This is a genomic window from Nocardia sp. BMG111209 (assembly GCF_000381925.1).
Lineage (GTDB): Bacteria > Actinomycetota > Actinomycetes > Mycobacteriales > Mycobacteriaceae > Nocardia.
Genome location: NZ_KB907309.1, coordinates 730,407 through 757,124 on the forward strand (window position 1 = coordinate 730,407; position 26,718 = coordinate 757,124).

At 69.7% G+C, this 26,718-nt stretch carries 28 protein-coding genes and 1 pseudogene; 15 read left to right on the forward strand and 14 right to left on the reverse strand.

Translation table 11 applies throughout. The annotated features are described in order from the left end of the window. Positions 1-3: 3 nt before the first annotated feature. Genes G361_RS0134555 through G361_RS0134575 form a run of 5 tightly spaced genes read right to left on the reverse strand, consistent with a single transcriptional unit; the run spans position 4 to position 5,998 of the window. Positions 4-1,185, reverse strand: a complete 1,182-nt coding sequence (locus tag G361_RS0134555; RefSeq protein WP_019931718.1) for an acyl-CoA dehydrogenase family protein — start codon at positions 1,183-1,185, stop codon at positions 4-6. Between the two features lie 13 nt (positions 1,186-1,198). After that, positions 1,199-2,257 carry an acyl-CoA dehydrogenase family protein gene (locus G361_RS0134560; RefSeq protein ID WP_019931719.1) on the reverse strand — a complete coding sequence of 353 codons (1,059 nt, stop codon included), beginning with the start codon at positions 2,255-2,257 and terminating at the stop codon, positions 1,199-1,201. 22 nt (positions 2,258-2,279) lie between these two features. After that, positions 2,280-3,116 carry an amidohydrolase family protein gene (locus G361_RS0134565; RefSeq protein ID WP_019931720.1) on the reverse strand — a complete coding sequence of 279 codons (837 nt, stop codon included), beginning with the start codon at positions 3,114-3,116 and terminating at the stop codon, positions 2,280-2,282. Next, positions 3,113-4,762, reverse strand: coding sequence for an AMP-binding protein (locus G361_RS0134570; protein ID WP_019931721.1), 1,650 nt, complete (start codon positions 4,760-4,762; stop codon positions 3,113-3,115). The genes G361_RS0134565 and G361_RS0134570 overlap by 4 nt, the downstream gene beginning before the upstream one ends. A 6-nt stretch (positions 4,763-4,768) precedes the next feature. Next, entirely contained in the window at positions 4,769-5,998 is a 1,230-nt protein-coding gene (locus G361_RS0134575; protein ID WP_019931722.1) for an amidohydrolase family protein, read from the reverse strand. A 297-nt stretch (positions 5,999-6,295) separates the two neighbouring features. Here G361_RS0134575 and G361_RS0134580 point away from each other — a divergent pair, with 297 nt between their 5' ends. The 3 genes and pseudogenes from G361_RS0134580 (at position 6,296) to G361_RS0134590 (ending at position 8,189) form a co-directional block, all read left to right on the forward strand. After that, positions 6,296-7,051 carry a TetR/AcrR family transcriptional regulator gene (locus G361_RS0134580; protein ID WP_019931723.1) on the forward strand — a complete coding sequence of 252 codons (756 nt, stop codon included), beginning with the start codon at positions 6,296-6,298 and terminating at the stop codon, positions 7,049-7,051. A 109-nt stretch (positions 7,052-7,160) separates the two neighbouring features. Then, positions 7,161-7,277, forward strand: a pseudogene (locus G361_RS49935) (enoyl-CoA hydratase/isomerase family protein); the annotation flags it as partial. A gap of 111 nt (positions 7,278-7,388) precedes the next feature. Then, a complete protein-coding gene (locus tag G361_RS0134590) occupies positions 7,389-8,189 on the forward strand; it encodes an enoyl-CoA hydratase/isomerase family protein (protein WP_026343862.1) in 801 nt (266 codons plus the stop codon). A gap of 66 nt (positions 8,190-8,255) precedes the next feature. Here the strand turns inward: G361_RS0134590 and G361_RS0134595 are convergent, their stop codons facing one another. After that, complete coding sequence (locus G361_RS0134595; RefSeq protein WP_036496374.1) at positions 8,256-8,909, reverse strand: three-helix bundle dimerization domain-containing protein; 654 nt, start codon at positions 8,907-8,909, stop codon at positions 8,256-8,258. Positions 8,910-9,078: 169 nt separating this feature from the next. Beyond that, positions 9,079-10,683: a succinic semialdehyde dehydrogenase gene (locus tag G361_RS0134600; RefSeq protein WP_019931727.1), complete on the reverse strand. Its 1,605-nt coding sequence runs from the start codon at positions 10,681-10,683 to the stop codon at positions 9,079-9,081. A 151-nt stretch (positions 10,684-10,834) separates the two neighbouring features. Between G361_RS0134600 and G361_RS0134605 the strand changes: the two genes are divergently transcribed. After that, positions 10,835-11,668 (forward strand): crotonase/enoyl-CoA hydratase family protein, encoded by an 834-nt coding sequence (locus G361_RS0134605; protein WP_019931728.1) that lies wholly within the window; start codon positions 10,835-10,837, stop codon positions 11,666-11,668. Here G361_RS0134605 and G361_RS0134610 read toward each other — a convergent pair whose 3' ends face one another. Next, positions 11,669-12,298, reverse strand: coding sequence for a TetR family transcriptional regulator (locus tag G361_RS0134610; RefSeq protein WP_019931729.1), 630 nt, complete (start codon positions 12,296-12,298; stop codon positions 11,669-11,671). It abuts the gene before it with no gap. 129 nt (positions 12,299-12,427) lie between these two features. On the opposite strand from G361_RS0134610, the gene G361_RS0134615 reads away from it, so the two are divergent. Then, positions 12,428-12,862, forward strand: a complete 435-nt coding sequence (locus tag G361_RS0134615) for a helix-turn-helix domain-containing protein (protein WP_019931730.1) — start codon at positions 12,428-12,430, stop codon at positions 12,860-12,862. Here the strand turns inward: G361_RS0134615 and G361_RS0134620 are convergent. Further along, on the reverse strand, positions 12,825-13,742 hold the full coding sequence (locus G361_RS0134620; protein WP_019931731.1) for an SDR family NAD(P)-dependent oxidoreductase: 918 nt from the start codon (positions 13,740-13,742) through the stop codon (positions 12,825-12,827). The genes G361_RS0134615 and G361_RS0134620 overlap by 38 nt on opposite strands. A 121-nt stretch (positions 13,743-13,863) precedes the next feature. Here G361_RS0134620 and G361_RS0134625 point away from each other — a divergent pair, with 121 nt between their 5' ends. Then, positions 13,864-14,403: a PadR family transcriptional regulator gene (locus G361_RS0134625; protein ID WP_019931732.1), complete on the forward strand. Its 540-nt coding sequence runs from the start codon at positions 13,864-13,866 to the stop codon at positions 14,401-14,403. Positions 14,404-14,409: 6 nt separating this feature from the next. Here G361_RS0134625 and G361_RS0134630 read toward each other — a convergent pair whose 3' ends face one another. The 5 genes from G361_RS0134630 to G361_RS0134650 form a co-directional block, all read right to left on the reverse strand. Next, positions 14,410-15,177: an SDR family oxidoreductase gene (locus tag G361_RS0134630; RefSeq protein ID WP_019931733.1), complete on the reverse strand. Its 768-nt coding sequence runs from the start codon at positions 15,175-15,177 to the stop codon at positions 14,410-14,412. Continuing rightward, positions 15,174-15,863, reverse strand: coding sequence for an acetoacetate decarboxylase family protein (locus G361_RS0134635; protein ID WP_036496182.1), 690 nt, complete (start codon positions 15,861-15,863; stop codon positions 15,174-15,176). Before G361_RS0134635 ends, G361_RS0134630 begins: the two co-directional genes overlap by 4 nt. 75 nt (positions 15,864-15,938) lie before the next feature. Continuing rightward, entirely contained in the window at positions 15,939-17,549 is a 1,611-nt protein-coding gene (locus G361_RS0134640; RefSeq protein ID WP_019931735.1) for an acyl-CoA synthetase, read from the reverse strand. Between the two features lie 156 nt (positions 17,550-17,705). Beyond that, positions 17,706-17,909 carry a ferredoxin gene (locus G361_RS0134645; protein ID WP_019931736.1) on the reverse strand — a complete coding sequence of 68 codons (204 nt, stop codon included), beginning with the start codon at positions 17,907-17,909 and terminating at the stop codon, positions 17,706-17,708. Then, positions 17,909-18,715, reverse strand: a complete 807-nt coding sequence (locus tag G361_RS0134650; protein WP_026343866.1) for an SDR family oxidoreductase — start codon at positions 18,713-18,715, stop codon at positions 17,909-17,911. The genes G361_RS0134645 and G361_RS0134650 overlap by 1 nt, the downstream gene beginning before the upstream one ends. A gap of 248 nt (positions 18,716-18,963) precedes the next feature. Here G361_RS0134650 and G361_RS51535 point away from each other — a divergent pair, with 248 nt between their 5' ends. The 9 genes from G361_RS51535 to G361_RS0134695 are packed head-to-tail and all read left to right on the forward strand — an operon-like array spanning position 18,964 to position 26,712. After that, complete coding sequence (locus G361_RS51535) at positions 18,964-19,089, forward strand: hypothetical protein (protein ID WP_255359879.1); 126 nt, start codon at positions 18,964-18,966, stop codon at positions 19,087-19,089. After that, entirely contained in the window at positions 19,086-19,838 is a 753-nt protein-coding gene (locus tag G361_RS0134660; RefSeq protein WP_019931739.1) for an SDR family oxidoreductase, read from the forward strand. Before G361_RS51535 ends, G361_RS0134660 begins: the two co-directional genes overlap by 4 nt. Further along, entirely contained in the window at positions 19,835-20,734 is a 900-nt protein-coding gene (locus tag G361_RS0134665) for an NAD(P)-dependent oxidoreductase (RefSeq protein ID WP_019931740.1), read from the forward strand. The genes G361_RS0134660 and G361_RS0134665 overlap by 4 nt, the downstream gene beginning before the upstream one ends. Continuing rightward, positions 20,731-21,129, forward strand: coding sequence for a carboxymuconolactone decarboxylase family protein (locus tag G361_RS0134670; RefSeq protein WP_019931741.1), 399 nt, complete (start codon positions 20,731-20,733; stop codon positions 21,127-21,129). The genes G361_RS0134665 and G361_RS0134670 overlap by 4 nt, the downstream gene beginning before the upstream one ends. Before the next feature lie 10 nt (positions 21,130-21,139). After that, a complete protein-coding gene (locus G361_RS0134675; RefSeq protein ID WP_019931742.1) occupies positions 21,140-22,648 on the forward strand; it encodes an FAD-dependent oxidoreductase in 1,509 nt (502 codons plus the stop codon). A gap of 35 nt (positions 22,649-22,683) precedes the next feature. After that, positions 22,684-23,544, forward strand: coding sequence for a TIGR03619 family F420-dependent LLM class oxidoreductase (locus G361_RS0134680; RefSeq protein ID WP_019931743.1), 861 nt, complete (start codon positions 22,684-22,686; stop codon positions 23,542-23,544). Positions 23,545-23,601: 57 nt separating this feature from the next. Next, positions 23,602-24,924 carry a glycosyltransferase family 4 protein gene (locus G361_RS0134685; RefSeq protein ID WP_019931744.1) on the forward strand — a complete coding sequence of 441 codons (1,323 nt, stop codon included), beginning with the start codon at positions 23,602-23,604 and terminating at the stop codon, positions 24,922-24,924. Further along, positions 24,918-25,649, forward strand: a complete 732-nt coding sequence (locus G361_RS0134690) for a class I SAM-dependent methyltransferase (RefSeq protein ID WP_019931745.1) — start codon at positions 24,918-24,920, stop codon at positions 25,647-25,649. The genes G361_RS0134685 and G361_RS0134690 overlap by 7 nt, the downstream gene beginning before the upstream one ends. Beyond that, on the forward strand, positions 25,636-26,712 hold the full coding sequence (locus tag G361_RS0134695) for a hypothetical protein (protein ID WP_019931746.1): 1,077 nt from the start codon (positions 25,636-25,638) through the stop codon (positions 26,710-26,712). The genes G361_RS0134690 and G361_RS0134695 overlap by 14 nt, the downstream gene beginning before the upstream one ends. The last annotated feature ends 6 nt before the right edge of the window (positions 26,713-26,718 follow it).

A 26,718-nucleotide genomic window follows, 5' to 3' on the forward strand; every position in this document is an offset into this window, starting at 1 on the left:
CGGTCAGCGCGGCGGGGCGTAGGCGGGACGGCCGAGGCCCAGCGTCTGCTGCGCGATGATGTTGCGGAAGACCTCCAGGGTGCCGCCGTAGATCCCGCACAGCGGCGCCCACCGGAACAGGTATTCGGCCCCGCCGCCGTCGTCGATCGCGGCGGCCTCGGTGGTCAGCGCCGCCGTGGGGCCGAGTGCGTCCATGAGTTCGGGGGCGATGTCGCGCATGGTCTGCGCGACCGCGACCCGACCGAACACCCCGGGCGCGGATACCGCGGCCTCCATCCGGGCGATGCTGTGCCCCAGGCGATATGCCACCGAGGCGTCGTCGAGGCGGCGCTGCCCGTCCGGTCCGGGTTGCGCCACCGCCGCGGCGACCTCGTCGACCACCGCGGCCATGTACGACGCCTGATGCGCCATGATCGAGACATCCTGCAGGCCGTCCGGCGCGGTCTTGCGCACGCCGTGCTCCTCGTTCAGCGGACCCTGCAGCACCGCCCATCCGCCGTCGACGGCGCCGAGCCGATACCGATCGGGAACCCGCACATCGGTGTAGTACACGATATTGGTGCGGTCGCCGTCGACGGTGCGGATGCCGTGGATCTCGATGCCCGGCGCCGACAGCGGCACCAGGAACATGGTGAGGTTGCGATGCCGCTTCCCGGCCGGATCGGTGTTGGTGATCAGGAAGACGTACTGGCAATTGTGCGCACCGGTGGTGAACATCTTGGCGCCGTTGATCACCCAGTCGTCGCCGTCGCGGACCGCGCGGGTCTTGCAGGTGGCCACGTCGGAACCGCCCTCGGGCTCGGTGTAGCCCAGGCACAGGCGAATTCGGCCGTCGTACACCCCGGGCAGCACCTCCTCCTGTAGTTCGGGGCTACCGTGCGTGCGCACCGCGGGCACCACGATCGCGGTGGTCCCCCAGGTCACCCACGGCACCCGATAGCGTCGTTTCTCCAACTCCCACAAGCGGGTTCGCAGTCGATCGAAGCCGCCGCGGGCCTCGGACCGCAGTTCCCCGGCGAGCCAGCCCTCGGCGCCCATCGCGAGATGTACCGCCTCGTCGAAGTTGTCGCCGGTCTCCCGGTCGCGGCGGCGTACCTCGTCGGTGACGTGGGTGTCGAGGAAGGCGCGCGCCCGGTCCCGGAACTCCTCGTCCGCTCCGGACAGTGCCACTCGTGCGAAATCCATTGCCACTCCTGCCTTATCGCACCGAGAAATCGGGGGCCGGGGCGGCGGTCCGCGCGGCCACGATGCGGGCGATCCGCACCGCGTCGGCGGCCGGATCGCCCGCGGCCAGCGGCCAGCCGCGGGCCCGGACCAGGTAGGCGGGCGCCGCGGATTCGGTGGACACCCCGAGCCCGCCCTGGATGTGCACCGCGACCGTGGCCGCTCGCGCGGCCTCCTCGCTCAGGTAGACGAAGGCGGCGGGGGCCAGTTCGGCGCGCTCGTCCGGTTCGTTGTCGAGGAACCAGGCCGCCCGCCGCACCAGATTCCGGCCGCCGTGCACCACAACGGCGATATCGGCCAGCGGATGGGAGATCGCCTGCAATGTCGAGATCGGCACGCCCAGTGTGTATCTCGTGGTGGCGAAGGCCGCCGCGATCCGCATGGTCTCCTCGATGAGCCCGACCAGCGCGGCGGCGGTCAGCAACCGCCATTCGTCCAGGGCCCGTTGATATTCGGTGAGCGCGGCCGGTCCGGCGGCCAGCACGGTACGACTGCTCGCGGCGCCGGGATCGACCAGGGCCATCGGCAGCCGGCCCAGATTGCCGACCCGCGGCGGCGGGGTGTCGTGGGTCAGCCGGACGATCTCGTCCCCGTCCCGGACCACCAGCTCGTCGGCGATCGCGCCGGCGGCCACGAGGCGCGAACCGCGCACGGCCCCTTGCGGATCCAGTGCGACCAGCCGTTGCCCGTCCACCGCCTCGGCCGGGAACGCGCCGAGCCGGGCCAGCAGCCGCGCGGCGCAGACGTGATCGATCCACGGCACCGGGGCCAGCGTGCGGCCGATCTCCTCGGCCACCACGATCAGATCGACCAGGGTCGCGCCGTCACCGCCCACCGATTCGGGGACGGCCATCGCGGCGGAACCGTTGGCGCACAATCTCTTCCACAGCTCAGGCGCGAATCCGAGCGGCTCGGCCGCCCGGACCACCGGCAGCGGGCACTGCGCGGCGAAGAATTTCGCGTACGTACTCCGCAACTCCCGCTGCTGGTCGGACAGGCTGTAATCCTGTCGCCGCAATTCGTAGCGGTCCATGGTGATCCTTGTCTGCCTGTGGTCACACCGCGGAATTGCGGTCGGCGAAGAAGAATTTCTCGGCATTGTGGTGGAGGTAGTTGTCCAGTACCTCGGGGGGCAGATCCAGCGCCGCCGCCTCGGGGATGACCCGGCGCATCGGCAGCACGGGCCAGTCCGAACCGAAGATCACCCGGTCCTTGCCGCGGGTGCGCATATAGTGCAACAGCGTCTCCGGCAGCCGTTTCGGTGACCACGCCGAGGTCATCAGCCGCAGGTTGGGATATTTCAGCATCAGCCGGATGGCCACGTCCCACCACGGATCCGCACCGTGGATCATGCACAGCCGCAATTCCGGGAAACGGATGCACACCCGGTCCAGATGTATCGGATGCTGCGCCTCGCCGGGAATCGGCGGACCGGGAATACCGGTGTTGAGGCACAGCGGCAGACCGAGTTCCGCGCATTTGGTGTAGAGCGGATAGTAGACGGCATCGCTGGCCGGATACCGGCCGTCGCCCCAGAAACTCGGGCCCATCACCGCATAGGACACCGGCAGATCGGCGACGGCCGAGGCGAGTTTGCGCAGCGTCGGCATGGGCCGCAGCAGGTCCAGTCCGCCCATGCCGAGGGTGAACCGGTCCGGTCGCGCGGTCGCGAATTTCCGCGCGGTGACCGACGGTTTCGACAGCGAATCCAGCAGGATCGCCCGGCGCACGCCCATCTCGTCCATCTCGTCGAGCAGGGCACTCAACTCGACCTGGTCGTACATCGACGACGGGCCCTTGAAATAGTCGTCGCGCACCTTCAGCATCCAGCCGGGCTGTTTCTCGGTCTCCCCGAAATGCACATTGACCAGACAATCGATCGCCGCGGTCATCGTCGCTCCGTCCCGTTCACCATATCCGCCGTATCCCCCACGGGCACCGCATCGGCCGCGCGGGCCAGGGCCCAGCGGTAATCCGGTTTGCCGTTGCCGAGCCGCCGGATCTCGTCCACGAACAGCACCGCCTTCGGCGCCTTGAATCCGGCCAGTCGTGCCCGGCACGCGGCCCGCAATGCGTCGCCGGTGAGGCCGGCGGCGGGATGCGCGCACACCAGCGCGACCACCTCCTGACCCCAGCGCGCGCTGGGGCGGCCCACCACGAGGGCATCGGCCACCCCGTCCTGGGCCCGCAGCACGGTCTCGACCTCCTCGACGAAGACCTTCTCGCCGCCGGTGTTGACCACCAGCGAATCCCGGCCGATCAGCCGCAGGGTGCCGTCGGCGTCGAGGGTCGCGCGGTCGCCCGGAATCGCCACCCGGACGCCGTCGATGACCGGGAACGTCGATTCGGTGGCCGCGCGATCGTCGAAGTAGCCCAACGGAACTCGTCCGGTGCGCGCCGCCCAGCCGGTCTCGGTGTCACCGGGCCGCAGGAATCGCCGGCGATCCGCGGCGACGGCCGCGCCGCCGGGCATCAGCGCGAAGGTGTCCACGCGAGCGTCGTTGCGGCTGTTGCCGTATCCCATGCCGCCGGTCTCCGACGAGCCGTACCCGTCGACGATGGTGACGCCCGGCAGCAGTTCGAACAGCGCCTCCCGGTGCCGGGAATGCGTTGCGGCGCCGCCGGTTCCGACCGAGCGCAACGCGGACAGGTCGTATTCGCCGCGGCGCAGCTGCGCGACCAGCGGACCGGCGTAGGCGTCCCCGACGATGGTGAGCATCCGGACCCGTTCCCGCGCCGCAGTTTCCCAGGTGCGGTGCGCGTCGAAGGGCTCGCGGTCGTCGTAGAGCACCACGGTGTGCCCGTTGAGCGCACCGGCCAGTACGGTCCACACCCCCGCCGCGTGCAACAGCGGCGACACCGCGAACCAGGTCTGGCCGCCGTTGCGCGCGATCGTGTGCAGCGCTTCGGCATTCGCGTGGTCGGCGCCGCCCATGGCGGCCACGTACATATCGCTCTGCCGCCACAGCACGCCCTTCGGACGGCCGGTGGTACCGCCGGTGCACATCATGATCAGGTCGTCCGGCGAGGTGTCCGGAACCCCGGCGGTGCCCCCGGCCGCGACGGCGTCGTCGAAGGACACCGCGCCCGGCAGGTCCGCGCCGGTACTGCCGTCGTCGACCGAGACCAGCAATTCGGCCCCGCCGAGCGCCTCGGCCACCACGGGGGCGAACTCGCGGTGGTAGACGACCCCACGGGGACGGACGTACGCGAGCAGATCACGGATCTCCGCAGCGGTGTAGTGATGGTTGACGTTGACCGGGACCACCCGGGCCTTCAGGCATCCGATCAATGCCTCCGGATAGCGGTCGTTGCGCATGAGCAGCGCGATCCGGTCCTGTCCGCATTCCCAGCGCGCCAGTCGCTCGCGCGGGGTGTGCGCGCCGAAACCCCGGTCGGCCAGGAAGTTCGCGAACGCGCGGGTGCCGGCGGCGGCCGCGGCGAAGGTGGTCCGCCGGGGCCCGCACACCGTCATGAGCCGGTCCGGCACCGCCGCGGCCACGGCGTCGAGCACTGCGCCGAGGGTCCATTCGGGCATCGCGGCTCAGCCGTTCGCGGCGGCCGTGGCCGGGACGGGCAGCCCTAGATAGTCGAGGGCGTTGTCACGCATGATCTTCCGGACGTCGTCCGGCCCGAACGCGGACAGCTCGTCGAGGAACGACAGTGGTTGCGCCAGGCCCTCACCGTGCGGCCAGTCCGAGCCGAACAGGATGCGATCGACCCCGATCACGCCGGCGAGCCGGACCAGATCCTCCTCGTAATACGGTGAGACCCAGACATGTTCGCGCAGCGCGTCGACCGGATCGTGCGGGAAGGACCGCGGCGTCTGATTGGCCAGCTTGTGCAGGCGCTTGGACAGCCGATGCACCCACTCCGACCCGTTCTCGATACTGGCCACCCGCAGCGTGGGATGCCGGTCGAACACCCCGTGCACGATCAGCGACGCCATCGTGTCGTGGATCGCGCGATCGTCGACCAGGATCTTGTCCAGCGGATCGCCGGGCCCGAACGGCTCGAACGTCTCCTTACCGCCCCACATGGCCGCGATCCGCAGATATCCGCTGTCGCCCAGGTGGAATGCCGCCGGCACGCCGGCCTCGGCCAGCCGGGCCCACACCGGATCGTGCGCGCGATGCCCCAGCGAGCGCGGCCCGGTCGCACCGGGCACCGGCGCCGGGCGCAGGTGGACCAGGCGCGCGCCACGCGCCAGTACGTCGTCGACCTCGGCCACCGCGGCCGCCGGATCGGCGAGCGAGATCATCGGCGCGGCCAGGACGCGATGGTCCGGGCGGTCGAAGCCCCAGTCCTCGTCCAGCCAGCGGTTGAAGGCGTGCAGCGATGCCATGGTCGCCGGAATATCGTCGCGCAGAGCCTGTTCCACGCCGCAGCCGAAGGTCGGGAACATCACCGCGGTGGCGAGGCCCTGTTGTTCGACCACCGCCACCCGGGCATCGCGCTCGCGATACTCCGGCCGCAGCTCCAGCTGCTCCACCCGCATCAGCGCCGAGCGCTCGACCCCTTCCGGAACCTGGCCGCGGAACAGCAGATCCAGGCAGCCCGGCACGATGATCGGGTCGAAGGTCGGATTGGGGATGAACCGGTTGACCCGATCACCGATGACGGCGGTGTAATGCTTCCCGTCGCTGACCATCCGGACCCCACGCCGCCGGAACGCCTTGTCCAGATGGCGGGTGAACGCATCCAGCGGTTCGTAGTAGTGGTTGTCCAGATCGATCGGCCGGTATCCGGGCCGCGCATCGTCGAGGTCGGTCATCAGCGTCCTTCCGTCGTCTCCGGCCGAAGTGCCACCGCCGCTCAGTTTTTCGCAGCGTGGGACGGGCCGCGAGCCTTGTGGATACACATACTGTATGCCTATCTATAATGCTTTCACAAGGTTCTGCGCGGGAATCGCCGCCGTCGCACCCGACCCCGGCGCGCACACCTCCGGCAAACGGGAGGATAGAATGGGTATCGGTAAGACTTACCGTGCCGCGTACCACTGCCACTGTCCGCCGGTGGGCACGAAGCCGCTCCCTCCCATCCCGATATTTCGCGAAGGACGAGTTCAGCAATGACCAAGCGAGGCACCCCCGTCAAGGGGCAGCGACGTGAGCGCGGATCGCTGAATCCCGAGGACATCATCGACGGCGCGTTCGAACTGGCGGAACAGATCTCGATCGACAACATGAGTATGCCGTTGCTGGGCAAGCATCTCGGCGTCGGCGTCACCAGCATCTACTGGTACTTCCGGAAGAAGGACGACCTGCTGACCGCGATGGCCGATCGCGCCCTGCGGCAGTACGCCTTCGACACACCGTTCGTGGCCGCCGACGACTGGCGCGAATCGCTGGCCGCGCACGCCCGCATGATGCGGAACACCTTCCTGGGCAATCCGATTCTCTGCGACCTGATCCTGATCGGCGCGGCGCTGAGCCCGAAGGCCGCGCGCCTGGGGGTGCGCCAGACCGAGGAGGCCGTCGCCAATCTGGTGGCGGCCGGGCTGTCGCTCGAGGATGCCTTCGACACCTATTCGGCGGTGGAACTGCACGTCCGGGGGTCGGTCGTGCTGGAGCGGCTGCACCAGAAGCGCCGGCAGTCGGCGGAGGCGGAGACCGGCGCCTATTACGAGAACATGGTGGTCGCCCCCGAGACGACCCCGCTGTTCGCCGAGGCGACGGCCCGCGGCCATCGGTTCGGCGCCCCGGACGAGCGCAACTTCGAATACGGCCTGGCCTGCATCCTCGATCACGCCGCCCGCCTGGTCGCGCCGCCGGCGAAAGCCGCGAAACCGTCTGCCCGCCGGAGCCGCCCGGCCGCCACCCGGTAGCGGGCACTTCCGCCGCACCCGACCCTCCGGTAGTGTTTACTGTACATACGACAGTAAGCGCTCGAGGCGCGGGCGAGCCCGTCCGTACCTCGGCGTCGGAGGGTTCGGCATGGCGTTCTCCACGATCACCTACGAGGTCGACGGGCACACCGCCACGCTGACCCCGAATCGGCCCGCGGCGTTGAACGCGCTGAGCCCGCACCTGGCGAAACCGGTGCCGGCGGCGCTCCGCACCGGCCTGCGGGAACGGTTGTCCGCCTACAAGATTGCGCAGCGCTTCGTCACCGTCGCGCCCGCCGCGCCGTGACCCGAGAACAGTTCTCCAGAAGGAGTTTCCATGTCATCGACACGTGTCGAACGGGCCGACGGCCTGGTGACAATCATCTTCGACCGTCCCGCGAAGAAGAATGCGCTCGGCGCCGAGGACTGGGACATCCTGCGCCGCACCCTGATCGAGGTGACCGACGACCCCGCCGACCGCGCGCTGCTGCTGACCGGCGCGGGCGGCAATTTCTCGGCCGGTGCGGATCTGTCCGGCAATATGAGCTCCGGTGACGGCCGCGGGCTCACCGGCGGTGCGCAGCAGTCGATCCTGTTCGAGATGCGCGCGGTCGGCGAGATCGTGGACCGCCTGCACCGGCTGCCGAAGCCGACCCTCGCCGCGGTCGACGGCGTCGCGTTCGGGGTGGCGCTCGGGCTGGTGCTGGCCTGTGATCTCGTCCTCGCCAGCGATCGGGCCCGGTTCTGCGAGGTGTTCGTCAAGCGCGGACTGGCGCTCGACGGCGGCACCTCCTGGACCCTGCCGCGTCAGGTCGGGCAGCGCCGGGCCAAGCAGATCGCCATGCTGGGCGACGAATTCGGCGCCGACCGCGCGCTGGAGTGGGGCCTGATCAACGAGGTGGTCCCCGCCGACGAACTGCCGAAGGTGGCCCGCGACTGGGCCACTCGCCTCGCCGCCGGACCCACCACCGCGCTGAGCCTGATCAAACGGTCGCTCGACGGCAGCGATTCGATCTCGTTCGCGCAGGCGCTCGAGGACGAGGCCCGCGCTCAGCACATCGTGTTCACGACCCACGACATGCGCGAGGGCATCACCGCCTTCCTGCAACGCCGGCCACCGAACTTCACCGGACGCTGAATTCGGAAGAGTCCGCGCGGCAACGGCTTCCGGGCACAGCTGCGCCACACCGCGACGCGGCAGGGCTCAGCCCGCCACCGGGATGTGCAGATCGGAGAGGAGCCGCACGACGCGGCGGCGCAGATCGTCGCGGATCGGCCGCACCTGTGCCAGTGACAGACCCGCCGGATCGTCGACGATCCAGTCCTCGTAATAGGTGTCCGGCAACTGCGGGCACATATCGCCGCAGCCCAAGGTGATGATGATGTCGGCGGCCCGGACGATCTCGTCGGTCCACGGCTTCGGATATTCGTCGGTGATGTCGATGCCGGCCTCGGCCATCGCGCCGACCACCGCCGGATTGAGCCATCGGCTCGGTTCGGTGCCGCCGGACCAGCCGATGGCCCGGCCGCGGGCCAGTTGCAGGAAGTAGCCCAGCGCCATCTGCGACCGACCGGCGTTGTGCGTACACAGGAACAGCACGATCGGTTTCGATTGCGCCACTCGCCCTTCGGCTTTCGCCTGGGCCTGCAGCCGTTGCCGGGCGAACCGTTCCGCCAGGACCGGCAGGTAGAGCGTCACGCTCGCCTGCGCGATGAAACGATCGTAGGAATCGTGCAGGATCCGGCGCACGGAATCGCGGTCGAATACGGTCGCGAACTCCGCGCGCAGTCGAATCTCGGCGCGGGACAGCGCCGTCGGGTGGTCGAGCTCCAGAAGTCGGTAAGCCGGAGTCAGCAGTGCGTATCCGACCCGCTTCCGGTCACCGGGCTGAGACACCGCCCAAGGGTCCCAGCCCGGGATGGCGAGCAGGTGAACCGTGTTCTGCGGACAGTCGACCGAATTCGCTCCACCCGGACCGGGTTTCGGCGAGGGGGCTCGGAATACCCTTGCCGCCCTGCGGATCGGGTCAGCGCAGCCGCAACCGCCGCATCCACCGCAGGGTGAGCAGCGTGGTGGCGAGCTGTCTCTCGTACGGCATCCCCGCCCGTGCGGACAGGACCTGCCGCTTCTGCACGCCGATGTTGACGGTGTCGGTGTACTTGAGCAGGCCCGCGGCGCCGTGCCGGGTACCGACCCCCGACTGCTTCACGCCGCCGGACGGGGTGCCCTTGGCCGAATAGGTCGCCACGAAACCGTCGTTGATGTTGACGTTGCCCGCCTCGAGCCGATCCGCGACCCGGGCCGCGCGGGCCGTATCCCGGCTCCACACACTGGCATTGAGCCCGTAGGTGGTGGCGTTGGCGAGGCGGATCACCTCGTTCTCGTCGGTGTACCGGTACAGCGACACCACCGGGCCGAAGGTCTCCGCGGTCGCATGGACCATCTCCGAGGTGACCCCGGTGAGTACGGTCGGCTCGTAGAAAGCCGGCCCCAGATCGGGCCGCGCGGTACCGCCGGTCAGCACGGTGGCCCCCTTGGCGCGCGCGTCCGCCACATGCGCGGCCACTCGTTCGAGGTGTTCGATCGAGACCAGCGAGCCGAAATCCGCGGTGTAGTCGTAGACCGCACCCGCCGTCTCCCCCAATTGCGCTGCGGCGGCCACGAATCGGCGCTCGAACTCCTCGTATACGCGCTCGTGCACATAGATTCGCTCGATGTGCATGCACGCCTGACCGCTGTTGGCGAACACGGCGAACAGCGCGCCGGGAATCGCCTCGTCGAGATTCGCGTCCTCGAGCACGATCATCGGATTCTTCCCGCCGAGTTCCAGGCTGCAGCCGATCAGGTTGCGCCCCGCGCGTTCCCCGATCGTGCGGCCCGTCGCGGTGGAGCCGGTGAACATGACGAAATCGGTGTTGTCGATCAGGGTCGGCCCGATATCCGGACCCTCCCCGCACACCACCTGCACGAGTCCTTCCGGCAGCCCGGCCCGGTACAGCAGTTCCACGCCGAACAGCACGCACAGCGCGGTCTTGTTGTCCGGCTTGAGCACGACGCCGTTGCCCGCGATCAGGGCGGGGGTCGCATCCGAGAGCGAGATGGCGAACGGGAAGTTCCACGGCGAGATCACCGCGACCACGCCCTTGGGCCGATGCTGTTCGAGGCCGGCGCTGATGACCGGTATCGCACCCGGTCGCCGGGCCGGCTTCAGCACCCGATTCGCGGTCTTCAGATAGTGGCTGATCACCATCGGCACATCGCAGGATTCCTCGAACGCCATCCGCCGGGTCTTACCGCAGCCGATCTGGATCAGATCGGCGACGGTCTCGTGCTCGGACAGGATCAGCTCGTGCACCCGCGCGAATACCGCCAGTCGCCGCGACACCGGCCAGGCGGCCCATTCCCGTTGCGCCGCACGTGCTTTCGCCGCGGCCTCGGCCACATCCGCCGGCGCGGACTGCGGTAGGCCGCCGACGACCGCGCCGCTGTACACCTCGATCATCCGATACGGTTCGCGCGCCGCGCCCGCGACCACCCGCGCGGTGAGTCGTTCGATGAGCGCCGGCGTGATCCGCGCGGGCAGCGTGGCCGTACCGCCGGTTCCGGCCGCCTCCGTCGCCGTCGTCTCCATCGCCGCTCCCTCCGTCGTCGTCGCACCGCCGCGGCGCCGAGGGGCGCCGTCGCGGATCCGGCCTGTTCCCAAACTAGAACACGTTATTGTTCTGGACAACAGTCCGGGGTAACTTCGACCACAGCCCCGACGTACACGAGAAGGAGCAGTGATGGCCGAGACGACCTCCGCCGCAGCGCCGGCGACCGGGACCGATTCGCAACCGCACGCCCTCGTCGAGCGCCGCGGGCACACCCTGATCGTCACGATGAACCGCCCGGCCGTCCGCAACGCGCTCTCCGGCGAGATGCTGGAGATCATGGTGCGGGCGTGGGACACCGTCGACGACGATCCCGACATCCGCAGCTGCATCCTCACCGGCGCCGGCAACGCGTTCTGCGCGGGCGCCGATCTGAAGGCGATGACCCGCAACGACCCGGGCAAGAATATGAGCGAGGGCGGCGCCTTCGACCCGGCCCGCATTCCCGGCCTGCTGAAGGGCCGCCGCCTCACCAAACCGCTGATCGCCGCCGTCGAGGGCGCCGCGATCGCGGGCGGCACCGAGATCCTGCAGGGCACCGATATCCGAATCGCCGGGGAGAGCGCGAAATTCGGTATCTCCGAGGCCCGCTGGTCGCTGTATCCGATGGGCGGTTCGGCGGTCCGGCTGCCCCGCCAGATCCCCTACACCGTCGCCTGCGATCTGCTGCTCACCGGCCGCCACATCACCGCGCGGGAGGCGTTGGGATACGGCCTGATCGGCCATGTGGTCCCCGACGGCACCGCGCTGGCGAAGGCCCTGGAGATCGCGGCCCTGATCGACGCCAACGGCCCGCTCGCGGTCCGCGCCATCCTCAAGACCATCCGCGACAGCGAGGGTATGCACGAGGAGGAGGCGTTCGCCGCCGACGCGAAGGTCGGCCTGAGCGTATTCCTCAGCGACGACGCCAAGGAGGGCCCGAAAGCCTTCGCGGAGAAGCGGAAACCGAAATTCGAGGGCCGCTGATCACCGGCTTCCCGCCGCCAGTCCGAGACTGAGCGGTATCGCGGCGAAGGCCGCCCGCAGGCGGTCGGCCAGGCCCGGCCGACCGCCCGCGCCGTCCGCCCGGACCCAGTCCCGCCCCGCGATACTCCACGCCGTGGTGGCGAGTTCCGCGAGGATCCGCAATCGCAGATCATCGGCGTCGAGCCCGAGTTCGGTTGCCAGCGCACCGATCACGTCGCGTTCCACCCCGGTTCGGTGATACTCCACGTATCCGAGCAGACCGGGCGTCGTGAGGATCAGCCGCCGGGTGGCGACATACCGCGCGTCCCAGTCCCCCGGCAATCCGTCCACCGCCGCGATCAGACTGTCGCGCAACGCATCCAGCACCGTCCCGGCACGGGCCCGCGACGGCACCGCGGCGAGATACGCGGCCCACAACTCGGTCTCGGCCTCCACCGCCGCCGCCTCCTTCGTGGCGAAGGTGCGAAAGAACGTGCTGCGGGAGACTTCCGCGGCGTCGACGAGTTCGTCCACCGTGGTGGCATCGAACCCCCGCTCCGCGAACAGTCGCAACGCCGTATCGGCGAGTGACCGCCGAGTGCGCAGCCGCTTCCGTTCCCGCAGCGGCAGCGAACGATCATCCGGATCCATCCCGGCAGTGTAACCCGAACCGACTCTCAGTCCCAAAAGACACTACGTCACTAAAGACACTTGAGTTTTTCTGGGACTGAGTGTCAGAATGGTTTCACGCGGAACCACCGCCGAACCGAGGAGATCGCCATGACCGCCCCCACTCTGAACCCGTCCATCGTCGGCCGCGCCGAGAAGCACCATTCGGCCATCCTGACCAGGGCGTTGTCCGGCACCACGCTCGACGAGCACCAGTGGATCACCCTGAACCAGATCGTGGCCGCCGGCACCCCGATCGACCGCGCCGGCCACATCGATCACATCGCGACCCTCACCCGTTGGTCCCCCGCCGAGGTCGGGACCGCCCTTTCCCGCCTGCTCGACGCGGGCCTGCTCCGCGAACTGCCCGAAGGCCGCGCCGAACTCACCGCGGCCGGTCGCGACCTGGTCGCGCGCATCCGCACCGAGACCGGCGAAACAATCTCGCGCGCTTACGGTTCGGTCTCGCCGGAGGATCTGGCGACCGCCGCCCGGGTGCTCACCACGATCACCGCGCGGATGGCGGCGGAACTGTCCCTTCCGTGACCCCGAGGCGCGGATCAGTGGGCTGTCGGTTCCCGGCATCGGCCTTGCGGGCCGCGCCGGTCAGCCCGAAGGCGGTGGCGACCACGCGGTCGCGCAGGGGATCCGGGAGGGCCGCGATGACGCCGAACAGGCGGACGCCGGTGCCGGCGGCGTAGTGGCGCTTTGGATTTCGGGCGGCGACGGCGCGGGCGACGGCCGCCGCCACCGGATCGATGGGCCCCAGGGGCTGGCGGGCAGCGGCTTTCGCGACCGCCGCCAATTGCGCACCGTACAGCGGGGCGCGGTCGGTCGCCATCGTCGCGGCCGCCACCCGCTCCGCCTTGGTGAAGATCTCCGTGCGGGTGCCGCCGGGTTCGACCACGACGACCGGGATGTGCCAGGCCGCCAATTCGCTGCGCAGCGCGTCCGACAGCGAGACCAGCGCGGCCTTGCTGGCGCCGATGGGCCCGAGGAACGGGACCGGGACCCGGGCCGTGGGGGCGCTGATGTTGACGATCCGGCCGTGACCGGCGCGGACCAGCGGCAGGAAACTGCGGCACACATAGGCGGGGCCGAGGGTGTTGACCGCGAACTGCCGTTGCAGTTCCGCGGGCGACACCAGCTCGAGCGGGCCCTGCACGATGATGCCGGCATTGTTCACGACCGCGCGCAGGCCCGCCCCGCCGACCTCCGCCGCCACCAGTTCGGCTGCGGCCGAGACGCTTTCGGGATCGGTGACATCGATCGGCACGGGCCGCAGGCCCGGTCGCGGGGTGGCCGCGGTGGTGTGGACGCCGGCGAAGACGGTGTAGCCGCGACGGACCAGCAGGTCGGCGGTCGCGGCCCCGATCCCGGCACTCGCTCCCGTGATGAACACATTCCCCTGTCCGGATTCGGACATGGTTCCTCCAGGTGTCGATTTCGACATGTTACTTTGAACAGGTGAGCCAGAAGGAACCCTCTCATGTGGGCATCAACATGTCAACAGGAACATGTCCGTATGAACATCACGGCGGTGTGCCATGTCGCTGAGGCATGCGCTGCTCGGACTGCTGGCCGAACAACCGGCCAGCGGCTGGGATCTGACCCGGCGCTTCGACGAGCTGCTCGGCTCGGTCTGGCCGGCCGGACATCCGCAGATCTACGGTGAACTGCGCAAATTGCAGCAGGACGGGTACATCGTGGTGGACGGTGAGGGGCCGCGCGGACGCAAGGACTACCGCATCACCGATACCGGGCTCGCCGAGGTGCGGCGGTGGCTGACCGAGGTCGAGGTCGATCACACGTTCCGGCTGGAACCCCTGCTGCGGTCGGTGTTCTTCTGGCTGATGACACCCGGGGAACTCGCGGACCACCTCGAACGCGAGGCCGCCTTCTACCACGGCCTGGCCGAGGCCTATCGAAAGTTGTCCGCCGCCAAGGACAACGGCGAATACGGTTACACCCCGCAGGTGGCCGCGCTGCGCGTCACCGCCGAGGCCGGGGTCCGGATCACCGAGGCGCTGGGTGACTGGGCCGACTGGGCCGCGGGCCGCCCACCCGGCGGCGGCGCAGCGCCATAGGCCCGCTCACACCGCGGGTTTGACCATCCGGGTCACCTGCCTGCGCAGCAGGTCGGGGACGAAACGCCGCGCCAGCACCAGCGGCCGCGCGGAACCGGGGAAGACGAACAGCGGCGCCTTCGGATCGGCGATCGCCTTCTCCAGCGCGTCCACGACCTTCTCCGGCGACATCCCGTTCTGCCCGGCGACCACGGCCGGATCCACGGCCCGGATCCCGTCCAGCAGTGGGGTTTCCACCATCGGCGGGCAGATCGAGACCAGCCGGACGCCGGTGCCGTGCAGTTCCTGCGCGAGCACCTCGGTGTAGCCGATCACGGCGAATTTGGAGGCGGAGTAGGCCGCCAGGCCGGGCGAGGGCAGCCAGCCCGCCAGCGAGGCGAACAGCGCCACGGTGCCGGCGCCTGCCTCCTTCATCGCGGGTACCACCGCCTGGCAAATGTTCACCGTGCCCAGGTAGTTCACCGCCATGACCCGGTGCAGCTCCGAAACGTCGTGCCCGAGTGCGGAACCCACCCGGCACAGGGCGGCCGCGTGGACGAGCAGGTCGATCGGGCCGAGGTCGGCGCGCGCCTTCGCGACGGCCGCGGTGACCGCCTCCGGATCGGAGACGTCGCAGATGTAGGTGCCGGTATTCGGTGAGCGGCGGGCGGTTTCGGCCAGGCCCATCTCGTTGACGTCCAGGGCGGCCACCCGGTGCCCGGCGGCGGCCAGGCGTCGCGCCACCAGCCGGCCCATACCGCTCGCCGCGCCGGTCACCAGGGCGGTCTTGTTCACGACAGATCCTCCGCGTCGTCGAATTGCATGGTGAGAGAGCCGATCCGGCTGGTGAACAGGGCGCGCTTGGGCAGGCCGAGCGCCCGGAACCGGTCCGCGCCCGGATGCGTCCCCAGCTCGATCCGGCTGCCGCCGGGCATGATTCGCACCCCGGCCGGATGCATCGTCCAGGGCGTGCGGCGCAGTACGCCGCCGCGATAGGTGTACGCGTCGACCGAGGCGCCGCCTGCCCCACCGGGGGCCGGGAGGCCGGAGGTGGTGTGGATCGCGATCACCCGTTCGCCGTCGGCGCGCACCTCACAGCGCTGACCGCGGCCGGTGGCGGTGATGTCGACCTCGACGACCTCCTTGGGGAAGCCCCAGATGTCGCGGCCGGCCACACAGGCGAATTCCTGATTCACCGGCAGCCACTGGATGTGGACGCCGATCCCGGACCGGCCCGGGTACCGGACCAGCAGGCCGAACGAGAACTCGTGGTACGGGCCGAGATCCGTATCGATGTGGCGCACGAAGGCGATCGAGCACAGCGCGCGGCCGAGATATTTCGCGGGCGTGAGACCGGTCCCCGCGAGCAGATCACGGGCCGCGGCCGGATCGACCGCGAACAGCGCCGAACTCGCGGAGGCCGCCCGGACCCGCACCGGCGAGCGGACCACTTCCCCCAGTACCGAATGCATCCCAGACATCCAAAAAGTAGAACACGTTCTTATTCCTGCCGGACCCGAATGCCGGAACCCGCCCGGCGCGCCGGATCACCGGACTCACCCCGCGTCGTGCTCCGAATCCCGCCCGGCCGCGAGCTCCGCGGCCCACCGATAGTCCGGCTTGCCACTCGGCGTCCGGCCGACCTCCTCGACCACCCAGATCCGCCGCGGCAGTTTGTATCCCGCGAGATGTACGCGGACATGCCGCTCGAGATCCGCGAAGTCGATCGGCTCCGGCCCGGCCGCCGCGACCACGGCCGCCACCTGCTGCCCCCAGCGCTCATGCGGAACCCCGATCACCACCGCGTCGTAGACGGCCGGATGCGCCTTCACGACGGCCTCCACCTCCTCGGTGAACACCTTCTCGCCACCGGTGTTGATCACCATGTTGCCGCGGCCGAGCAGCGTGATCGAACCGTCCGCCTCCACCCGCGCACGGTCGTCGGTGACGACCGTCCGGGTACCGCCGACGGTGCGGAACAACGCGGCGGACCGCTGCGGATCGTTGTAGTAGCCGATCGGGACGTTGCCGGACTTGGCGACCCAGCCCTCCCCGCCCGGCGCGACCGGCTCGCCCGCATCGTCCACCACCAGTGCGCCACGACCGATCCGCACCCGTGGGCCGCGCCCCGGATCGTCGTCCTTCTGCGCGAAACCGATTCCGCCGAAACCGGTTTCGGACGAGCCGATGGAATCGGTGAGCACCGTCTGCGGTAGCAGCTCGAGCATCGCGTTCTTCACCGGCTGCGACAGCAGCGCCGCGCCGGAGCCGATCGAGAGCAGCGACGAGGTGTCGGCCGGTTCGGCGCGCAACGCATCGATCAGCGGGCGGGCCATGGCATCTCCGGTGATGACCAGTACCTGCGGTCGCACCGCCGACACCACCTGCCACACCCGGCGCGGGTCGAAGCGCGGTTCGAACACCACACCGCTACCGGACCACAGCGCGTTGAAGGTCGGCATCATGGCCGCGGCGTGGATCAGCGGCGGCAGCACGAACCACAACCACGGCTCGTTCTGCGCGCCGGTGCGGGACTGCTGATATTCGTCGGCGACGGGAACGCCGGTGTAGAAGTCGATTCCGCCACCGAGTACCCGCCACATGTCCTCCTGCCGCCACACCACGCCCTTGGGCAGCCCGGTGGTGCCACCGGTGTACATCACGAACCGGTCGTCGCCGCTGCGCGGCTCGAAATCCCGTTCGGCGGAGGTGTTCTCGAAGGCGGTGGCATACGGCACCGAATCGCTGGGCAGGCCCGCACCGCCCTGATCGTCCTCGACCACCAGCACGTGGCGCAGTCCGGGAACCAGCGGCCGCACCGCGTCCACCACCGGCGCGTAGCAGCGATGGTGCACCAGCGCCGCCAGATCGGCGTTGTCGAACAGGTAGCGCAGTTCCTCGGCGCCGTACCGGTAGTTGATGTTGATCGGCACCGCGCGCAGCTTGAAGCAGGCCAGGAGGGTCTCCATGGTCGCCACGCTGTTGTGCATCTGGAAGCCGACGTGCGCGTCGCGGCCGATGCCCGCGGCGGCGAGATGGTGGGCGAGCCGATTGGCCCGGTCCTCCAACTCGCGGAAGGTGATCCGGCGTTCGCCCTCGATCACGGCGATCCGGTCGGGCATCGCGTCCACGACGTGTTCGAAGAGGTCGGCGAAGTTGTTCGGCATGTGCGATTCCCTCGGTGCGAGCGGCGGGCGGCGGTCAGCGGTGCGAAATATCCGTCACCACAACAGGACCGGGGATTCGCCGATCCGATACCGGTTGCCGAAGTCGAAGAAGTAGCGCTGCCAGGACATCGGTGTCCCTCTCCTGCCGTGCGGTATCTAGGAATTCGGGTCGTCGTCGACCAGCGACAACGCCTGGGTCGGGCAGTACCGGACCGCGGCACGGACCGCCTCGAGATCGGCCCCGGGATCGGCGCGGCGGACCTCCACCTTGCCGTGCTTCGGCACGGTGAACACCGCGCCCGCCTCGTCCTGGCAGACCGCGTGCCCCTGGCACAGATCCAGATCGACCTCGATGCGCATCAGCCGTTCCCTCCGGTCTCGTTCGAATCCACCTCGCGCAGCGGCGCTTCCGGCTGTACCTCGACCAGCACCAGATGCGCGCCGCGCGGGGTGGACACCACCGCGGTCACCGCGGCGGCGATATCGGAGGCGCGCAGGAAGTACGAATGCCGGGCGAATCCCCAATGCACCCAATTCTCGAGCACCGGGCCGATCGACTCCGGCGCCGCGGTCATCCCCATCCCGGTCTGCGTCTGTCCGGGCCGGACCACCGAGGCGCGAACGCCGGTGCCCTCCAACTCCATTCGCAGCTGATGCCCCATCGCCTCCAGCCCGGACTTGGCGGCGACATAGGCGCCCATACCGGGTCGCGGAATATCCGCGGAATCGGAACCGATCAGCACGAAATCGCCGCGGCGGCGCTCGACCATCCCCGGAATCACCCGATTGACCAGCCATTGCGCGCCGACCAGGTGGACGTGCACCTGTTTCAGGAACATCTCCGGATCCATCCGGTACGCCTGCCCGAACTCCAGATCGCCCGCGCCGGAGACGGCGATCTCGATCGGCCCGAGGGCCGCCTCGGCGGCGGTCACGAATTCGTCGACCGACCGCAGATCGGTGACGTCGAGCCGATGGGCGAACGCCTCACCACCGTCGGCGCGGATCTTCTCGGCCAGCGATTCGCAGATCTCCACCCGGCGGGCGCCCAGGGCCACCGGATGGCCGAGTTCGGCCAGCGCGCGGGCCGTGGCCGCGCCGATACCGGACGAGGCGCCGGCCACCAGCGCCGGCCGGCGCTGCGGATGCGGGGTGAATCGAGGCATCAGCGGACCTCCACCGGGAACGAGTTCGGCCACCCGCGACGCTGTTCCGGCGCTGCGAGAGACACATAGCTGGACATGTGTCTGGACGCTACCATCGGCGGCCCGCGCCGACAATGCCCACGGCGATCCACTCCCGATGATGCCGGAGCACACCGCCGCGGCGGGCCAGAATTGAAACGAGTTCTTGCGCGCCGAGAGCACTCGAACCTATAGTCCGTACACGTGTCCGGACACCTAGGGAGCTACCGATGGGCAGGCTCGTGAGCACCGGCAACGCCGCCCGGCCGGGCGGCGGCCGGGTCGTCGCCGGCACCCGGACCGGCACACCGGAATCGGAATTGATCGCGACCGTCGAACAGGAGCACTTCTCATGACCCGTTTCACCGGACGATCCGCGATCGTCACCGGCGCGGCCCGCGGCATCGGCGCCGCCTATGCGCGCGCCCTGGCCGCCGAGGGCGCCAAGGTGGTCGTCGCCGACCTGAACGCGGAGGCGGGCGAAGAGGTCGCCAAGGAGATCACCGCGGCCGGCGGCACCGCCGTCTTCCACCGCGTGGACGTCGCCGATCCCGAATCCGCCACGGCCCTGGCCGAATTCACCGTGGCCGAATTCGGTGGCATCCACCACCTGGTCAACAACGCCGCCATCTACGGCGATATGAAGATCGACCTGCTGCTGACCGTGCCGTGGGACTACTACAAGAAGTTCATGAGCGTGAATCTCGACGGCGCGCTCAACGTCACCCGCGCGGTCTGGCAACCGATGGCCGCGAACGGCGGCGGGTCCATCGTCAACCAATCCTCCACGGCCGCCTGGGTGTACTCCGGCTTCTACGGCCTGGCGAAGGTCGGGATCAACGGCCTCACCCAGCAATTGGCCTACGAACTGGGCGGTTCCAAGATCCGGATCAACGCGATCGCACCCGGGCCCACCGACACCGAGGCCACCCGCACGGTCACCCCGGGCAATATCGTCAAGGATATGGTGAACCGGATCCCGTTGAAGCGCATGGGAACTCCGGAGGACATGGTCGGCGCCTGCCTGTATCTGCTGTCCGACGACGCGGCCTGGGTCACCGGCCACATCCTCAATGTCGACGGCGGCCAGGTGTTCCGGGCATGAGCGGGCCGGAGGGCGCCGAAACCCCACCCGTACAGGTCGGTTTCATCGGCCTGGGCGATATGGGCAAACCGATGGCCGAGCGGTTGCTCGCCTGGCCCGGCGGGCTGGTGGTGTGCGATCTGCGGCCCGAGGTGGTCGAACCGTTCACCGCCGCCGGCGCGAAGGCCGCCGCCACCGCGGCCGAGGTCGCCGCGCAGGCCGAGGTGATCTCGGTGGTGGTCGTGACCGACGATCAGGTCCGCACGGTGGTCACCGGGCCGGACGGGCTGCTGAGCACCGCCCGCCCCGGCACCGTGATCGCGGTGCACTCCACGATCGCCGACGCCACCGCCGTCGAACTGGCGGCCGAATGTGCCAGCCACGGTGTGGATCTCGTCGACGCTCCGATCAGCGGCGGCGCCGTGGGGGCGCAGCAGGGCCGGCTCGCGGTGATGGTCGGCGGCACCGAGGCGGCGTACGCCAGGCTGCGGGAACCGTTCCGCTGCTTCGCGGATCTGGTCGTGCGCGCCGGCGAGGTCGGCGCGGGCACCCGGATGAAGCTGGCCCGCAACCTGCTGCACTTCGTGGCCTTCACCGCAGCCGGCGAGGCACAGCGACTCGCCGAGGCCGCGGGCCTGGATCTGAAGAAGCTCGGCCGCGTGGTGCGCCATTCCGACGCCGTCACCGGCGGTGCGGGCTCGATCATCCTGCGCGACACCACCGTACCGATCCCGGCCGACGACTTCTGGTTCCCGATCCTGTCGCACGTACGCGATCTCGGGGAGAAGGACCTGTCCCTGGCGCTCGCGCTGGCGGACCGGCTCGATATCGAATTACCGCTGGCCCGAACGGCTTTCACCGAACTGGGCCCCGGGCTGGGCGTCGGCGCCGGCACCCTCGCGAAGGAGCGACCATGAGCGGCAACGGATCCGTGCCCGACGACCGCCGGCAGCGCGGCCTGGCCCGGATGGGCGAGGTGTACGGCATGGAGTTCACCGACGGCCCCGGCGACCATTTCGCCGTCACCGCGGACCATCTGTTCGCCGACATCTGGTCCCGGCCGGGCCTGAGTCTGCGCGATCGGCGCCTGCTCCTGCTCGGCGCGCTGTCCGCACAGGGCCTGTTCGACGTCGCGGAGATCCAGATCGGCGCCGCGCTGCACAACGAGGAGCTGACCGCCGAGCAGTTGCACGAGATCGCGCTGTTCCTCAGCCATTACGTCGGCTGGCCCGCCGGCACCAAACTCGACCACATCGCGGGCAAGGTTGCGGCGCAACGGAAGAAGCGCGAATCCGCCCGAGAGAGCAAGTGAGGTATCGCTGATGTCCGACACCGCGACCGTCCGCCCGCTGCGTGCCGCCGAGGTGACCGAGTGGGATCTGACCGCCGATGTGGTCATCGCCGGCTACGGCATCGCCGGCGCCTGCGCGGCGATCGAGGCCGCCCGCGCCGGCGCCGATGTCCTGGTGCTGGAACGCACCGGCGGCTGGGGCGGCGCGGCCGCGCTGTCCGGCGGATATGTCTATCTCGGCGGCGGCACCCCGCTGCAACGCGCCCTCGGCTTCGAGGATTCGCCGGAGAACATGGAGAAGTTCCTGCTCGCCGCGCTCGGGCCGGGCGTCGACACCGGCAAGATCCACGACTACTGCGAGGGCAGCCTCGAACACTTCGACTGGCTGGTCGAGCAGGGTGTGCCGTTCAAGCAGGCGTTCTGGGGCGAACCCGGCTGGGAGCCACCGCACGACGAGGGCCTGATGTACTCCGGCGGCGAGAACGCCGCGCCGTTCAACACCATCGCCACCCCGGCGCCGCGCGGGCACCTGCCGCAGATGGCGAACAAGCGCACCGGGCTGAAGGGCGGCGGCTACATGCTGATGAAGCCGCTCGCCGACGTCGTCGAATCACTCGGTGTGCGAACCGAATACGATGTCCGGCTGCAACGGCTGGTCGTCGGCGCGGACGATCGCGTACTCGGCGTCGCCGCCCGGCGCTACGGCAAACCGGTGCTGATCCGCGCGCGGCGCGGGGTGGTGCTGGCCACCGGCAGCTTCGCCTACAACGAGCAGATGATCGAGAACTACGCGCCGCGGCTGATCGGCCGCCCGGCCGCCGCCATCGAGGAGCACGACGGCATCGGCATCCGGGTCGCGCAGGCCCTCGGCGCGGATGTGGCGCATATGGACGCCACCGAGGTGGCCTTCTTCGGCGACCCACAACTGCTCGCCCGCGGCATCCTGGTGAACGGGCGCGGCCAGCGCTACATCCCCGAGGACACCTACGGCGGCCGGATCGGCCAGGCGACGCTGATCCAGCAGGACAACCAGGCGTACCTGATCATCGACGAGCAGGCGCTCGAACAGGGCCAGGGCACCGAGACCGCGACCCCGTTCTTCCGGCAGCCGCCGAAATGGGCCGCGGAGACGGTGGCGGAACTGGAGGCCGATATGGGCCTGCCGACCGGCGCGCTGCAGGCCACCGTCGAGGTCTACAACCGGCACGCCACCGACGGCGCCGATCCGCTGCTGGGGAAGAAACCACAGTGGGTGCGGCCGATCGGCGCCCCGGTGGCCGGATTCGATCTGCGTGGTTTCACCGCCGGATTCACCCTCGGCGGCCTGCGGACCGATCTGGACTCCCGGGTACTGCACGTCTCCGGCGAGCCCATCGCCGGACTGTTCGCGGCGGGCCGGTGCACCTCCGGTATCTGCGCCGGCGGCTACGTCTCCGGCGCCTCCCTCGGCGACGGAAGTTTCTACGGTCGCCGGGCGGGTATTGCCGCAGCCGCGAATACCGCCGCGGCGACGCCGCTCATCGACCCGGCCGATCAGTAAATTTCGCGTTGCACGATCGAAAGGATCACAGGCCCATGCGCTTCGGCATCGTCCTGTTCACCAGCGACCGCGGTATCACCCCCGCCGTCGCCGCGAAGGCCGCCGAGGATCGGGGTTTCTCCTCGTTCTTCGTGCCCGAACACACCCACATCCCGGTGAAACGCGAAGCCGCGCACCCCACCACCGGCGATGCCAGCCTGCCCGACGATCGGTACACCCGGACGCTGGATCCGTGGGTCGCGCTCGCCACCGCGGCCGCGGTCACCGAACGGATCGAATTGTCCACGGCCGTGGCCCTGCCCGCCGAGCACGACCCGATCACGCTCGCGAAGACGATCGCGACCCTCGACCACCTCTCCGGCGGCCGGGTCGCACTGGGCGCCGGATTCGGCTGGAACACCGACGAACTCACCGACCACGGCGTGCCGGCGAACAAGCGGCGTACCGTACTGCGTGAATATCTGGAGGCCATGCGGGCGCTGTGGACCCAGGAGGAGGCCTCCTACGACGGCGAATTCGTCAAGTTCGGCCCCAGCTGGGCATGGCCGAAGCCGGTCCGGCCGGATCTGCCGGTGCTGATCGGGACGGCCGGCACCGAACAGGGTTTCCGCTGGATCGCCCGGTCCGCCGACGGCTGGATCACCACCCCGTACGAGAACGAGTTGCTGCTGGAACGGCTGCGCCTGCTGTCGAAGGTCTGGCAGGACGCGGGGCGCGCGGGTGCGCCGCGCGTGGTCGCGCTCGCCGGGCGGCCCGATCCGGCGCAACTCTCGGAATGGGCCGCGGCCGGAGTCACCGACACGCTGTTCGGACTTCCGGACAAGACACCCGACGAGGTGCTGGCATACCTCGATAGGCTGGCCGGGAAACTGGCCACCCTGGGCGCGACCGAATAGCCGGCGGTTCGGCTTCCCGCCCCTGTCTTCTGTACCTCTCGAGATTGCGAGCCCCCTGTGCGTATCGCCCTGCTGTCGTATCGCAGCAAGCCCCACTGTGGCGGACAGGGGGTCTACGTCCGGTATCTCAGTCACGGTCTGGCCGAGCTGGGCCACGAGGTCGAGGTGTTCTCCGGGCAGCCGTATCCGGAGAATCTCGATTCCCGGGTGCGGCTGACCGAGGTGCCCAGTCTCGATCTGTACCGCGAACCGGATCCGTTCCGCACGCCACGGCCGGGTGAGCTGCGCGACCGGATCGATCTGCTGGAGCTGGCCACCATGTGGACGTCCGGCTTCCCGGAGCCGCGCACCTTCAGCCTGCGCGCGGCCCGGCTGCTGCGGTCGCGCGTGGCCGATTTCGACGTCGTTCACGACAACCAGTGCCTCGGCAGCGGGCTGCTCGACATCGCCGCGCGGCTGCCGCTGGTGGCCACCGTCCACCATCCGATCACCCGCGACCGGGTGGTCGATCTAGCGGCCGCGCGCTGGTGGCGGCGGCCGTTCGTGCATCGCTGGTACGGCTTCCTCGGCATGCAGCAGCGGGTGGCGCGGCAGATCCCGGAACTGATCACCGTCTCGTCCTCCTCGGCGACGGATATCGCCGACGATTTCGGGGTCGACGCGCGGCAGCTGCGCGTGGTGCCGCTCGGCGTGGACACCGGGCTGTTCCGGCCCCGGCCGCGACTGCGGGTACCGGGCCGGATCGTCGCGGTGGCCAGTGCGGACAAACCGCTCAAGGGGATCGCTCATCTGCTGCGCGCGGTGGCCCGGCTGCGCGGCGCCCACGAGATCGATCTGCGGCTGGTCGCCAAGCTGGAGCCCGACGGCCCGACCGAGAAACTGATCGCCGAACTCGGCCTCTCCGATGTGGTCACCGTCGCCACCGGACTGTCCGACCAGGAACTCGCCTTCCTGCTGAGCTCCGCCCAGATCGCCTGCATTCCCTCGATGTACGAGGGCTTCTCGCTGCCCGCGGTGGAGGCGATGGCCAGCGGCGCCGCCCTGGTGGCCAGCCGCGCCGGCGCGCTGCCCGAGGTGGTCGGCGACTGCGCGGTGCTGGTCGAACCCGGCAACGTCGAGGAATTGGCGGCCGCGATCGGCGATCTGCTCGCCGATCCGGGCCGCACGGCCGAACTCGGCACGGCCGGCCGGCGCCGGGCGCTGTCCGTCTACAGCTGGGAATCGGTTGCGGCGCAGACCGTCTCGGTCTACGAGGAGGCGATCACCCGGCACCACGGGCACACCCGGCTGCGGCCGGACGAGCATCCGCGCCGAGCCGAGCCGGACGACCCGGCCACCGCGAGCGGGCACACCGGCACCGAGGAGGCGCAGGCATGCTGACCGTGGATTTCGACCGGCTCCGGGTGGGTCCCGGCGTACGGGTCATCGATGTGGGCTGCGGTCAGGGCCGGCACAGCTTCGAGGCGTACCGGCGCGGGGCCGATGTCGTGGCCTTCGATCAGAACGCGGACGACCTCGCCGACGTGAAACTCATGTTCGGTGCGCTGGCCGAGGCGCGCGAGGCGCCGGAGCACGCGAGAGCCGAAGCGGTACAAGGTGATGCGCTGGCGCTCCCGTACCCCGACGGCGAATTCGACGTGGTGATCGCCTCGGAGATCCTGGAGCACATCCCCGCGGACGAGGCGGCGATCGCCGAACTGGTCCGGGTGCTGAAACCCGGTGGCGCACTGGCGGTCACGGTGCCGCGCTGGCTGCCGGAACGGATCTGCTGGCTGTTGTCGGACGAGTACCACGCCAACGAGGGCGGTCACGTCCGGATCTACCGGGCCGACGAACTGCGCCACAAGATCACCGATCGAGGCCTGCGCTTCGTGCACAGCGCGCACGCCCACGCCCTGCACACGCCCTACTGGTGGCTGAAATGCGCGGTGGGCGTGACGAACGACGACCATCGCGCGGTCGCCGCCTACCATCGGCTGCTGGTCTGGGACATGATGAAACGGCCACCGCTGACCCGGCTCGCCGAGACCGCGCTCGATCCGCTGCTGGGCAAGAGTGTCGCCCTGTACTTCTCGAAGCCGGCGGTGCGCGGTGCCCGCCGGTGAACCACCCGCCCTATCGGGTGTCCTGACCACTGCCCAATGCCTGCGTACCGCCGAATCCATCGCCGCGGCACAGGAATCCGACGGCGCGATCCCCTGGTTCACCGGCGGGCACACCGATCCGTGGGACCACGTGGAGAACGCGATGGCGCTCACCGCCGCCGGCCTGCTGGACGCCGCCGGCGCCGCCTACGAGTGGTCGGCCCGCACCCAGCGCGCGGACGGTTCCTGGCCGTCCCAGTTCCGGGCCGGTGTCGTCGAGAACGAGGACACCGACACCAACTTCTGCGGTTATCTCGCGACCGGGGTGTGGCACTACGTCGCCTGCACCGGCGATCGGCGCTTCGCCGTGCGGATGTGGCCGCACGTCCGGGCCGCGATCGACTACGTGATCTCGATGCAGCGCGGCCGCAACGGCGAAATCCATTGGCTGCGCACCGCGAACGGCATCGCGGCCGAGGCGCTGCTGACCGGGTGCGCCAGCATGTTCCACAGCATCCGCGCGGCGCTGGCGCTGGCCGATCTGCTCGGCATCGCGCAGCCGGAGTGGGAGGTGGCGGCGCTGCGGCTCGGACACGCCGTGCGGCACCACCCGGACGCGTTCGCCGTCAAGGACCGGTACTCGATGGACTGGTACTACCCGGTGCTGTGCGGCGCGTTCCAGGGTGCGGACGGGGTGGCCCGGATCGACTCGCGCTGGGACGAATTCGTGGTCGGCGAGCTCGGGATCCGGTGCGTCGACGACCGGCCGTGGGTGACCGGCGCCGAAACCTGTGAACTGGTACTGGCATTGGACACCCTCGGCGACCCGGTGCGGGCCCGGCGCCTGCTCGCCGCGATGCAACATCTGCGGGAGTCCGACGGATCCTATTGGACCGGACTGGTATTCGCCGACGGCAAGCGCTGGCCCGAGGAACGGACCACCTGGACCGGGGCCGCGATGATCCTGGCCGCCGACGCGCTGTCGCGCACCACCGGCGGTAACGGGATCTTCCGCGACTTCGCCACGAACGTCGACGTCACCGCCGCGGGTTACGTCTGCGACTGCGTGGCCTCGCGACCCTGAGCGGAC

What these genes read in the sequence shown, in the direction of transcription:
- G361_RS0134620 (WP_019931731.1), bottom strand. Translation starts at nt 13,742, where the DNA reads ATGTCCGAATCCGGACAGGGGAATGTGTTCATCACGGGAGCGAGTGCC.
- G361_RS0134665 (WP_019931740.1), top strand. Translation starts at nt 19,835, where the DNA reads ATGAGCGGGCCGGAGGGCGCCGAAACCCCACCCGTACAGGTCGGTTTC.
- G361_RS0134590 (WP_026343862.1), top strand. Translation starts at nt 7,389, where the DNA reads ATGTCATCGACACGTGTCGAACGGGCCGACGGCCTGGTGACAATCATC.
- G361_RS51535 (WP_255359879.1), top strand. Translation starts at nt 18,964, where the DNA reads ATGGGCAGGCTCGTGAGCACCGGCAACGCCGCCCGGCCGGGCGGCGGC.
- G361_RS0134625 (WP_019931732.1), top strand. Translation starts at nt 13,864, where the DNA reads ATGTCGCTGAGGCATGCGCTGCTCGGACTGCTGGCCGAACAACCGGCC.
- G361_RS0134570 (WP_019931721.1), bottom strand. Translation starts at nt 4,762, where the DNA reads ATGCCCGAATGGACCCTCGGCGCAGTGCTCGACGCCGTGGCCGCGGCG.
- G361_RS0134600 (WP_019931727.1), bottom strand. Translation starts at nt 10,683, where the DNA reads ATGGAGACGACGGCGACGGAGGCGGCCGGAACCGGCGGTACGGCCACG.
- G361_RS0134650 (WP_026343866.1), bottom strand. Translation starts at nt 18,715, where the DNA reads ATGCCTCGATTCACCCCGCATCCGCAGCGCCGGCCGGCGCTGGTGGCC.
- G361_RS0134670 (WP_019931741.1), top strand. Translation starts at nt 20,731, where the DNA reads ATGAGCGGCAACGGATCCGTGCCCGACGACCGCCGGCAGCGCGGCCTG.
- G361_RS0134555 (WP_019931718.1), bottom strand. Translation starts at nt 1,185, where the DNA reads ATGGATTTCGCACGAGTGGCACTGTCCGGAGCGGACGAGGAGTTCCGG.
- G361_RS0134635 (WP_036496182.1), bottom strand. Translation starts at nt 15,863, where the DNA reads ATGTCTGGGATGCATTCGGTACTGGGGGAAGTGGTCCGCTCGCCGGTG.
- G361_RS0134580 (WP_019931723.1), top strand. Translation starts at nt 6,296, where the DNA reads ATGACCAAGCGAGGCACCCCCGTCAAGGGGCAGCGACGTGAGCGCGGA.
- G361_RS0134680 (WP_019931743.1), top strand. Translation starts at nt 22,684, where the DNA reads ATGCGCTTCGGCATCGTCCTGTTCACCAGCGACCGCGGTATCACCCCC.
- G361_RS0134575 (WP_019931722.1), bottom strand. Translation starts at nt 5,998, where the DNA reads ATGACCGACCTCGACGATGCGCGGCCCGGATACCGGCCGATCGATCTG.
- G361_RS0134645 (WP_019931736.1), bottom strand. Translation starts at nt 17,909, where the DNA reads ATGCGCATCGAGGTCGATCTGGATCTGTGCCAGGGGCACGCGGTCTGC.
- G361_RS0134640 (WP_019931735.1), bottom strand. Translation starts at nt 17,549, where the DNA reads ATGCCGAACAACTTCGCCGACCTCTTCGAACACGTCGTGGACGCGATG.
- G361_RS0134690 (WP_019931745.1), top strand. Translation starts at nt 24,918, where the DNA reads ATGCTGACCGTGGATTTCGACCGGCTCCGGGTGGGTCCCGGCGTACGG.
- G361_RS0134610 (WP_019931729.1), bottom strand. Translation starts at nt 12,298, where the DNA reads ATGGATCCGGATGATCGTTCGCTGCCGCTGCGGGAACGGAAGCGGCTG.
- G361_RS0134675 (WP_019931742.1), top strand. Translation starts at nt 21,140, where the DNA reads ATGTCCGACACCGCGACCGTCCGCCCGCTGCGTGCCGCCGAGGTGACC.
- G361_RS0134560 (WP_019931719.1), bottom strand. Translation starts at nt 2,257, where the DNA reads ATGGACCGCTACGAATTGCGGCGACAGGATTACAGCCTGTCCGACCAG.
- G361_RS0134615 (WP_019931730.1), top strand. Translation starts at nt 12,428, where the DNA reads ATGACCGCCCCCACTCTGAACCCGTCCATCGTCGGCCGCGCCGAGAAG.
- G361_RS0134660 (WP_019931739.1), top strand. Translation starts at nt 19,086, where the DNA reads ATGACCCGTTTCACCGGACGATCCGCGATCGTCACCGGCGCGGCCCGC.
- G361_RS0134565 (WP_019931720.1), bottom strand. Translation starts at nt 3,116, where the DNA reads ATGACCGCGGCGATCGATTGTCTGGTCAATGTGCATTTCGGGGAGACC.
- G361_RS0134605 (WP_019931728.1), top strand. Translation starts at nt 10,835, where the DNA reads ATGGCCGAGACGACCTCCGCCGCAGCGCCGGCGACCGGGACCGATTCG.